Here is an 8419-nt window from a genome sequence, read left to right as displayed (position 1 = left end):
TACATGATCATGGTGCGGGCCTTCCGTGATTCGCCGGTCGTGTGGGCGGGCGCGGAGCTTCGCGACCGAGCCGGATGGCGAAATCGGCCATAGGGAGCGGCGGAAGGTCGTGCTCGTATGGCGCTTCCACGATGCCGGAATGGGCAAAACGCCGGGTGCGCGGCGTCAGCGCGATGCCGGCATCAACCGCGGCGCGCAGACCAGCAAGGCTGGCGCTGCCGGCGGCGATGCGATAGCGGCGGCCGGCGGCATCGAGCGCGTTGAGCGCGGCCTCCCTGAAGCCGCAATAGGGATCGAGCAGCGCCAGCGGCACGGCTTCCTGCCGCGTCGCAAGGCCTTTCTCCGAGCAGAGCCACAACATCGGCTCGCTGACCACGGCCGTTTCATCTGGCGTCGGGGCATGGCGCATGGTGATTGCGAGGTCCATCTGGCCGGCCTGCAGCGCCGAGCCGAGCTCCAGGGAGCGGCCGACACGCAGCTCGATCCGCACACGCGGGTGGCTGGCGGCGAAGGCCCTTAGAAGATCCGGCAGGCCGTGGTCGGCGAAGTCCTGCGTCGTGCCGATGGCGATGCGGCCGCCGGCGCGCGCGCCTTTCAGCGCCAGCCACGCCTCGGTGTGGACGGCAAGGATGCGGCGTGCATGGCCGACAAGATCCTCGCCGGCCGGTGTCAGGCCGCGTCCCCTGCCCTGCGGGATGAGCAGCGGTTCGCCGACGATCTCCTCCAGCCGCTGCATCTGCGCGGTCACAGCCGACGGCGTGCGGCCAACGGCGGAGGCGGCCTTGGCAAGCGAGCCGCCCTCGACGAAGGCAAGGAAGGTCTTCAGTAAGTCGAGATCAAGCATTTCCATACTTCGATGATATCGAAGCGTTTCTCAAAAACAATTCGATTTTATCGAATGCATGCCAATGCCATGATCCTCTCATCGAAGGCGCGAGGCGCCCAACCCAAGGAGAGAAAAATGCCGATCATCAATATCAGCGTCACCGGCAAGCCCGACGCCAAGCTGTCCGCCGCGATCGCCAAGGACATCACCGAGATCACCGCCAGGGAGTTGCGCAAGGACCCGACGATCACCGCAGTCGCCGTCAACTACATCGATCCTCAGCACTGGTTCGCCGGCGGCAGGTCGCTGGCCGAGCACGGGACCAACACGTGCTGGCTGGACATCAAGGTCGTCGACGGCACCAACACCAAGCTCGAGCTCGAAGCCTATCTCAAGGCGATCTTCGAGGCTTTCGGCCGGCTGCTCGGTGGGGTGCATGAGGAGAGTTATGCCTTCGTGCACGAAGTGCCGGCGGCGGCCTATGGCTATGGCGGCAAAACCCAGGAATTCCGCTTCATCAGCGGAAGATTGAAGGCGGCGTGAGAGTGTTTTGCTCCCCGCCCCGCCGGAAGTACGCTATCTCGCGGGAGGATGAAGCCTGGTATCCAGCGCGAAATCCTCCTGCAGGTGCGGCTTGTAAAGGCCGCTCCCACGGACGGGATCGAGCACCAGGTTCCAGCTGTGCTGGGACACGGCGCTCGGAATCAGAAACAAGGGATGCTCCGCCAGCAGACCGTCGCCAAACTGCTGCTGCCCCGCGCTTGGAATGCCTGGCCGAAGCCAGTTCGCGTTTGGAATATCGCCAATTTCCACAACATGAATTTTCGAAGGATCGGCGATCTCGAATGCGGTCAGCACGTGGCGGACTGTATCGAGCGTGCGAAATCCTTTGTGTACAGCCACCTCCAGAATGGCGGTCGAAGGGTCAATGGATGCATAGACGGCCCTGACGCCTTTGCTGTTCCACCTTCCTCCAAGCTTGAAGGCTCCTTCGCCGCTGTCCCAGGTGGCCTGGAAGCGTTTGTGATCAAGTCTCCAGCCGAGGACTTCTCCCGTCCCAAGAGAACCCGGCAAAGGCGTCACGCGTAGACACCATAATCAAGCCGTTCGAGGAATTCCTGGACGAGGATAGTACCCGCCGCCGTGGCCAGGAGATCGATCGGTCGCCGGTTGTCCAAGCCCATGGCGGGCTCGATCATCCATTTCTCGGCCGCTTCCTGAGTGCCGAGAATGGACGTGGCCTTGGTGAGAACCCTGGCGAAATTCCAGGTCCTTGAGCCCTGCTCCCGATTGAGCGTCCTGGAGTGATCCGATTTGTGCCGCTGAAATGTCCGCTCGCTCATGCCGAATGCCGCCTCGAAAGCATCTGCTTCGATGACGGTCAGTTGCCTGACGAGGCTTTCCAAGGCTTGGCTAGGAATTCCATGCAGGATCATTTCATGCGCCTCGAGTGGGTTGGATACCGAGGATCCAAGAACCTTCGGCCCACCGAACAGGTCGACCAGCCGTTCGAACTCCGGCTCCATGTGTGGTGCTTCAGCAAATCCCGTCGGGAAACTAGCCATCTTTTGCTTCTCCGTCACGTGTCACTTTATTTACGACATGTGTCGAGGTTCTTCAAGTGGGATCGAGGCACTGCTTCACCCCGCATTGACCTTGCCCGCGCTTCCGTTACCCTCTGCCACCGAAGCGGCCGCTCAAGAGCCGCGCCCTGGAGGAGACTGGGAGAGAGCGGCATGATCCTGACCCTGGCGCTGCTGGCGGGCCTTGTGTTTGCCTGGCTGCTGATCGCCGTGATCGAGCGGTTCCGGCTCGACCTGCGCTTCACCCAGGCGCTGCTCTATGTGCCGTTCAAGCTCGCCTATCGGATCGCCGACAACCGTATCCGCATTGCCCGAAGCGCCAACACGCCAGTCATTTATGTGATCTCGCACCAGTCGCGCATCGAACCGGCGCTGATGCTGTCGCTGCTTCCCGACGACACGCTGCATATACTGGACGAAACCTCGGCGCGCTCGCCATGGCTGGAGCCGTGGCGCGAGCTTGGCCGCACCATCGCCTTCAATGCCGAGCATGTCTTCGTCAGCCGGCGGTTGGTGCGCGTGCTGAAGGGCAAGGGACGGCTTGCCGTCTACCTGCCAGACAGTGTCGAGCCGGACGTCAAATCCTTCCGGCTGTTTCGCGCCGTCACCCGCATCGCCATGCAGGCGGACGCCCGCATCGTGCCGATCTTCGTTGCCGGCACGCGCGACCTGCCGATGTCGCTGACGCCGAAGGAGAAAGCCCCCAGGTACTGGTTCCCGCGGCTTTCGGTGAGCGTGCTGGAGCCGATGACCATCGCCGAGCTGGTGGCGCGCAATCCTGACATGGCCTCCAACACCAACGCGCTGTTCGACCGTTTCGCCGAGGCTCGGCTCTACGGCACCAATCTCGACCGTGGCCTGTTCCTCGCCATGCGCGACGCCGCCGATCGCGTCGGCCCCTCGCATCCGATCATCGAGGACGTGATTTCGGGTTCGCTCAGCTACCGCAAGCTGTTCATCGGCGCACGCGTGCTCGGACGCCGTTTCGAGGCGGTGACGGCGCCCGGCGAAGCGGTCGGCGTGCTCTTGCCCAACGCCAATGGCGTGGTCCTCACCTTCGTCGGCCTGATCTCGGCGGCCAGGGTAGCGGCGATGGTCAACTACACCGCCGGCCCGGCAAGCGTGACCGCGGCGATCCGCACCGCCGTCATCCGCACCGTGGTGTCATCCCGCGCTTTCGTCGAAAAGGCCGGCATCGACGACATCATCGCCGCGGTCGAGGCAGGCGGCGCGAAGATGCTGTGGCTGGAAGACGTACGCGCCGGCGTGACGGCGCTGGACAAGGTCGCCGCAGCGCTTTTGTGGCGCTTACCGCTGCAGCGGCAGCAAGCCTCGAAGCCCGCCGTCATCCTGTTCACCTCCGGCTCGGAAGGCACGCCGAAGGCAGTTGTGCTGTCGAACCGCAGCCTGCTTGCCAATGTCATGCAGGCCGAGGCGCGCGTTTCCGTCTCGCCGGCCGACATCCTGCTCAACGTGCTGCCGGCGTTCCATTCCTTCGGCCTGACCGGCGGCACCATCCTGCCGCTGGTGCTGGGCGTAAAGCTGTTCCTCTACCCCTCGCCGCTGCACTACAAGATCATCCCCGAGATCGCCCGCAAGGTGAAGCCGACCGTCATGTTCGGCACCGACACCTTCCTCGCCAATTATGCGCGCACCGCCAAGGACGGCGACTTCTCCAGCCTGCGCTTCGTCGTGGCCGGCGCCGAGGCGGTGAAACCAGAGACGCGACGCACCTATCGCGACCGCTTCCAGGCCTCGATCGTCGAAGGTTTCGGGCTGACCGAAGCCGCGCCGGTGGTGGCGGTGAACACCGCCATTCACAGCCGGGACGGCACGGTCGGTCGACCGCTGCCGGCCATCCGCATGAAGCTGGAGCCGGTCGAGGGCATCACCGAGGGCGGACGGCTGTGGCTCGACGGGCCGAACATGATGATGGGCTATATGAGCGCCGACCGCCCCGGCGAATTGCAGCCGCTGGAAGGCTGGCACGACACCGGCGACATCGTCTCGATCGACCGCGAGGGCTTCATCACCATCCGCGGCCGGGCAAAGCGCTTCGCCAAGATCGCCGGCGAGATGGTGTCGCTGGGCGCCGTCGAGATGCTGGTGCAGTCGCTGTGGCCGGAAGAGCGCCATGCGGCGGTGGCCGTGCCCGACAAGAGGCGCGGCGAGCGTATCGTGCTGGTCACCACCGCCGACGACGCCAATGCCGAGGAACTGCGCCAGTTCGGCAAGAAGGCGGGCGCCGCCGAATTGATGGTGCCCAACGACATCATCAAGGTGGAAGAGATCCCGGTGCTGGGCTCGGGCAAGACGGATTACGTCTCGGCGCGAAAGCTGGCGATCGACCGGTTGGGGCTGGGCGTGGCGGCTTAGAGCAATTCCAGGAAAAGTGTGAGCGGTTTTCCGTCTGGAATCGCGTAAAAACAAGGGGATAGAGCGGTTCGCCGTTTCCGTGAAACGGTGAAACGCTCTAGCGCGCCGCGTTACCCGATATCCGAAGGCGGCACCTTCTCGCCTTCGCGCATGGCCCGTTTCGAATAGGCGCGCACCGAGAACGGCAGGAAGAGCAGATATCCCGCGACCGAAGCGGTCAGCGTGTACCAGGGATAGGTCATCAGCAAGAGGATGTAGAGCACCACGCCCAGGATGACCGGCAGCACCCTGTCTCCCGGCACCTTGACGCTCTTGCCGGAATAGACCGGCAGGCGGCTGACCAGAAGGAAAGCGACGAGCACTGTGAAACCGGTGGCGATGAAGGCGGCCGGGCGGCTCGGCTCCAGCCCGAGCCGCAGGAAATAAAGATAGAGCGGCAGCATGACCAGCACCGCGCCCGCCGGGGCCGGCACGCCGACGAAATATTCGGTCTGCCATGCCGGCTGATCGGTGTCGTCGGCCAGCACGTTGAAGCGGGCGAGCCGCATGCCGCAGGCGATGGTGAAGAGAAGCGCGGCGATCCAGCCGGGCGAGCCGGCGCGGTCGAGCAGGAAGGCGTAGAGAACCAAGGCCGGCGCCACGCCGAAATTGACGATGTCGGCCAGCGAATCCATCTGCGCGCCGAATTTCGAGGTGGCCTTCAGCATGCGCGCCAGCCGACCGTCGATGCCGTCGAGGAAAGCGGCAAGCAGCACCATGACCACGGCGATCTCGAAGCGGTTCTCGAAGGCGAAGCGGATGCCCGAAAGGCCGGCGCAGATGGCAAGCACCGTCACCAGGTTGGGCAGCACCATGCGCATCGGGATCTCGCGGATACGCGGACCGCCGCTGGCATGGGCCTCGAATTTCTTGAAGGGCGCGCCCAACGCTCAGGACACCCTGACGAGGGGCGTGACCGCCGTGGTACCGAATTCGGCAAGCACGGTCTCGCCGCCGACAGCCGTCTGGCCGACCGCGACGCGCGGCACGGCATTCGACGGCAGGAAGACGTCGACGCGCGAGCCGAAGCGGATCAGGCCGAAACGCTCGCCGATGGCGATCGAGCCGCCTGCCTCGGCCCAGCAGACGATGCGACGCGCCACCAGTCCGGCGATCTGGACGGCGGCGATGGTGCCGTTCGGGCTGTCGATGACCAGGCCGTTGCGCTCGTTCTCGGCGCTTGCCTTGTCGAGTTCGGCATTGAGGAATTTGCCGGGCTTATGCTCGATGCGCGTGATCCGGCCGCGCACCGGAGCGCGGTTGATGTGGCAGGAAAACACGTTCATGAACACCGAGATCCGGGTCATCTCGCCCGGGCCCAGGCCAAGCTCGCTCGGCGGCACGGCGGGTCCGACCGCCGAGATCACGCCATCGGCCGGGCTCACCACCAGCCGGTCGTCGACCGGCGTGACCCGCTCGGGGTCGCGATAAAAATAGATGCACCAGGCGGTGAGGATCAGCCCGATCCAGAACAGGACCGAGGAGAAATAGCCGAGAAACAGCGTCGCAGCGGCGAAGGCGGCGATGAAGGGATAGCCTTCGCGATGGATCGGAACGAACGTATTCTTGACCGAGTCGAGAAGCGTCATAGGGCTGGGGGCGGTCCCTGTTTCAGGTTGCGCCTCAATAGCGGAAAGCCCCCTTCCCCGCAACGCAACAATGGGGGGATAGGTGGGGCACGGATACCGCGAACGCGGGCAGGTATTTACCGGGCGGCAGCGGAGCGATCAAAGTGCGCGCCGAGTTCAAGCATCGTGGCCTCGGCGAGCTTTTCGTAATCCTCGCCACACAAGAGCACGCTGCCATTCGGCGAAGACAGGGAGAGGAAGGTCCGGTCAGACGCCAGCACCACCCAATTCACAACTGGCCCTTCCGCCGTTTGCGCCACCGAGTTAGCAGAAACGATGGCACCCAGCGGATCGAAGCCAGCCTTGCGCAGCAAAAGGTCGACAGCGACGGGAGCATGATTTTGTTCGGACAGCTGGATCGCTGTCTCAATCTCTGACTGCTCCGCGCGTCCAAGCAGTGTCCCGACCCTCGGTGCGTTCGCTCCCAACGGGTTGTCACCCGGGCGCATGACAGGAGGGTCTTCAGGGGCGACATACTCGTAAACTGCGACGTGTGTCTTTGTCGAGGCGCATAACCGGAGCTCTTCGGCATCGGTACGCAGTTGGAAGACCATCTGCTTTTCGCCTTCGATGTCCAGCATCCTCGCCATGCCGAACCCCAGCTTGATCTCCGATGGCGATATCGTTGCGCAGGCGAGGCCGGCGCCGACTTCGCGCTGGCTCAACATCTGACGCACCAGTTTGCCAACCGAGTCGTGAAAAAGCCTGGCCTCCCGCTGAGGGTTGGACAGCACCAGCCGATCGATCGCGTCATCGTAGTTGTCATCATCGACAATTTGCAGATCGGGCCAAGAAGCGATCCAACGCGCGAGCAAATCCTCCATCGGCATGGCGTCATCGGCCTCATAGAATGCATCATCAAGTGCATCCAGGAAATCGTCGCGCCCACCCTCGAAGCCCGTTTGTTTCGCAGCTTCATCAGGATGCTTGGCAATCCAGGCTGACATCTTTTCCAATGTTGCCAGCTGCCCTTTTGCGCCACACGCGCTGAGTCCGGCTCTGGCGTTGGCAATCATGGTGTGGATTTCGCTGCCGGCATTGTGGATGAATTGACTATGACCGCCGTTCTTCACCTCCAAGGAGTACTGGTCCGCGTGAAATACCTCCATCGCCTTAGGGTTGATCTCCGAATGGCGATAGAGCCCTTTGGAAACAATCGTCACGACGAATTGCATTACAGCGAAGACGAGATGAAATGCCTCTCCGTCGCCCTGTTCGATCTTCGAACGAGGCACGACAATCAGAGGTACGAGGACGCCTCGCTTATCCTCGGCGGCCTGCGATTTCTTCTCGGAGGCTTCTTTGGATTTGCGCGAGAAGAACCCGAACATCCAAATTTTCCGTAGTTCAAAGTAAATGGGATGACTATTTCTGTCGAGACAATATCAGCAGCCGCTGAAGATAAAAGCCCTTGGCTGATCTATTGAATAGCGATGAGCGACGCCCATCGGCTGGGCGCCGCTGCGCTAGGATAACCCCTACACCTCCGGCACGCGCTGGTAGTTGGCTATGTCGGCCTTGACGCCGAGCCGCGCGATGGTTTCCTGGGCGCTGAAGGCGATGCGCTCATGCGCTGCCTTGACGATCGGCACCACCTTGTCGATCGCCGCCTGGCTTTCCCACTCGACCATGGTGACGATGTTGAACTCGCCGGGGCCGGAGAATTGTTCGAGCAGGAAATCCTGCACGAAACCTTCCTGTTGGCGCAGCAATTCATGCGTCATGAAGACCCTGCCCAGGATTTCGTCGCGCGCCTCGGCCGGCACGACAAATTTGTCGACCCGGAACACGCTGCCGGTGCGGTGATTGTGGGTGCTCATTTCGATCTGTCTCCGATTTGGACGGTTGCCTGGCAGGTGGCTCGGAGACGGTTTGCAAGCTCAAGATAGGTTGAGGTCAAGCGGGATTTTCATCTTCCCTTCTCCCCTTGTGGGAGAAGGTGGATCGGCGCGTCAGCGCCGAGACGG

9 protein-coding genes are annotated in these 8419 nt (G+C 63.0%); 2 read left to right on the top strand and 7 right to left on the bottom strand.

All coding sequences use genetic code 11. From position 1 onward, the window contains the following. Positions 1 to 7 precede the first annotated feature (7 nt). The gene (locus E5X34_RS32210; protein WP_292573179.1) at positions 8 to 850 is read right to left on the bottom strand and encodes a LysR substrate-binding domain-containing protein; all 843 of its coding nucleotides are present in this window, start codon (positions 848 to 850) and stop codon (positions 8 to 10) included. A 111-nt stretch (positions 851 to 961) separates the two neighbouring features. Here E5X34_RS32210 and E5X34_RS32205 point away from each other — a divergent pair, with 111 nt between their 5' ends. Further along, complete coding sequence (locus tag E5X34_RS32205) at positions 962 to 1369, top strand: 4-oxalocrotonate tautomerase family protein (RefSeq protein WP_292573176.1); 408 nt, start codon at positions 962 to 964, stop codon at positions 1367 to 1369. Positions 1370 to 1402: 33 nt separating this feature from the next. Here the strand turns inward: E5X34_RS32205 and E5X34_RS32200 are convergent, their stop codons facing one another. Next, complete coding sequence (locus E5X34_RS32200; protein ID WP_292573173.1) at positions 1403 to 1909, bottom strand: RES domain-containing protein; 507 nt, start codon at positions 1907 to 1909, stop codon at positions 1403 to 1405. Beyond that, the gene (locus tag E5X34_RS32195) at positions 1906 to 2391 is read right to left on the bottom strand and encodes an antitoxin Xre/MbcA/ParS toxin-binding domain-containing protein (protein ID WP_292573189.1); all 486 of its coding nucleotides are present in this window, start codon (positions 2389 to 2391) and stop codon (positions 1906 to 1908) included. The genes E5X34_RS32200 and E5X34_RS32195 overlap by 4 nt, the downstream gene beginning before the upstream one ends. Before the next feature lie 171 nt (positions 2392 to 2562). On the opposite strand from E5X34_RS32195, the gene E5X34_RS32190 reads away from it, so the two are divergent. Continuing rightward, positions 2563 to 4785 carry an AMP-binding protein gene (locus E5X34_RS32190; protein WP_292573170.1) on the top strand — a complete coding sequence of 741 codons (2223 nt, stop codon included), beginning with the start codon at positions 2563 to 2565 and terminating at the stop codon, positions 4783 to 4785. 110 nt (positions 4786 to 4895) lie between these two features. Here E5X34_RS32190 and E5X34_RS32185 read toward each other — a convergent pair whose 3' ends face one another. From E5X34_RS32185 to E5X34_RS32170, 4 genes are all read right to left on the bottom strand, one after another. Next, positions 4896 to 5639 (bottom strand): phosphatidylcholine/phosphatidylserine synthase, encoded by a 744-nt coding sequence (locus E5X34_RS32185; RefSeq protein ID WP_292573186.1) that lies wholly within the window; start codon positions 5637 to 5639, stop codon positions 4896 to 4898. 75 nt (positions 5640 to 5714) lie between these two features. Beyond that, complete coding sequence (locus tag E5X34_RS32180; RefSeq protein ID WP_292573182.1) at positions 5715 to 6452, bottom strand: phosphatidylserine decarboxylase; 738 nt, start codon at positions 6450 to 6452, stop codon at positions 5715 to 5717. 77 nt (positions 6453 to 6529) lie between these two features. Then, on the bottom strand, positions 6530 to 7783 hold the full coding sequence (locus tag E5X34_RS32175; RefSeq protein ID WP_292573167.1) for a DUF4375 domain-containing protein: 1254 nt from the start codon (positions 7781 to 7783) through the stop codon (positions 6530 to 6532). A 147-nt stretch (positions 7784 to 7930) separates the two neighbouring features. Next, positions 7931 to 8272, bottom strand: a complete 342-nt coding sequence (locus tag E5X34_RS32170) for an antibiotic biosynthesis monooxygenase (protein ID WP_292573164.1) — start codon at positions 8270 to 8272, stop codon at positions 7931 to 7933. Positions 8273 to 8419: the final 147 nt, after the last annotated feature.

It is taken from the genome of Mesorhizobium sp., from assembly GCF_004963255.1.
Classification (GTDB): Bacteria; Pseudomonadota; Alphaproteobacteria; order Rhizobiales; family Rhizobiaceae; genus Mesorhizobium.
Note: the sequence above shows the minus strand (reverse complement) of the source record. Positions and strands in the feature narration are given on the sequence as shown.

Bases quoted from the DNA above. Each gene is read 5' to 3' on its own strand.
- E5X34_RS32210 (WP_292573179.1), bottom strand. From the start codon at position 850: ATGGAAATGCTTGATCTCGACTTACTGAAGACCTTCCTTGCCTTCGTC.
- E5X34_RS32190 (WP_292573170.1), top strand. From the start codon at position 2,563: ATGATCCTGACCCTGGCGCTGCTGGCGGGCCTTGTGTTTGCCTGGCTG.
- E5X34_RS32185 (WP_292573186.1), bottom strand. From the start codon at position 5,639: ATGGTGCTGCCCAACCTGGTGACGGTGCTTGCCATCTGCGCCGGCCTT.
- E5X34_RS32175 (WP_292573167.1), bottom strand. From the start codon at position 7,783: ATGTTCGGGTTCTTCTCGCGCAAATCCAAAGAAGCCTCCGAGAAGAAA.
- E5X34_RS32195 (WP_292573189.1), bottom strand. From the start codon at position 2,391: ATGGCTAGTTTCCCGACGGGATTTGCTGAAGCACCACACATGGAGCCG.
- E5X34_RS32170 (WP_292573164.1), bottom strand. From the start codon at position 8,272: ATGAGCACCCACAATCACCGCACCGGCAGCGTGTTCCGGGTCGACAAA.
- E5X34_RS32205 (WP_292573176.1), top strand. From the start codon at position 962: ATGCCGATCATCAATATCAGCGTCACCGGCAAGCCCGACGCCAAGCTG.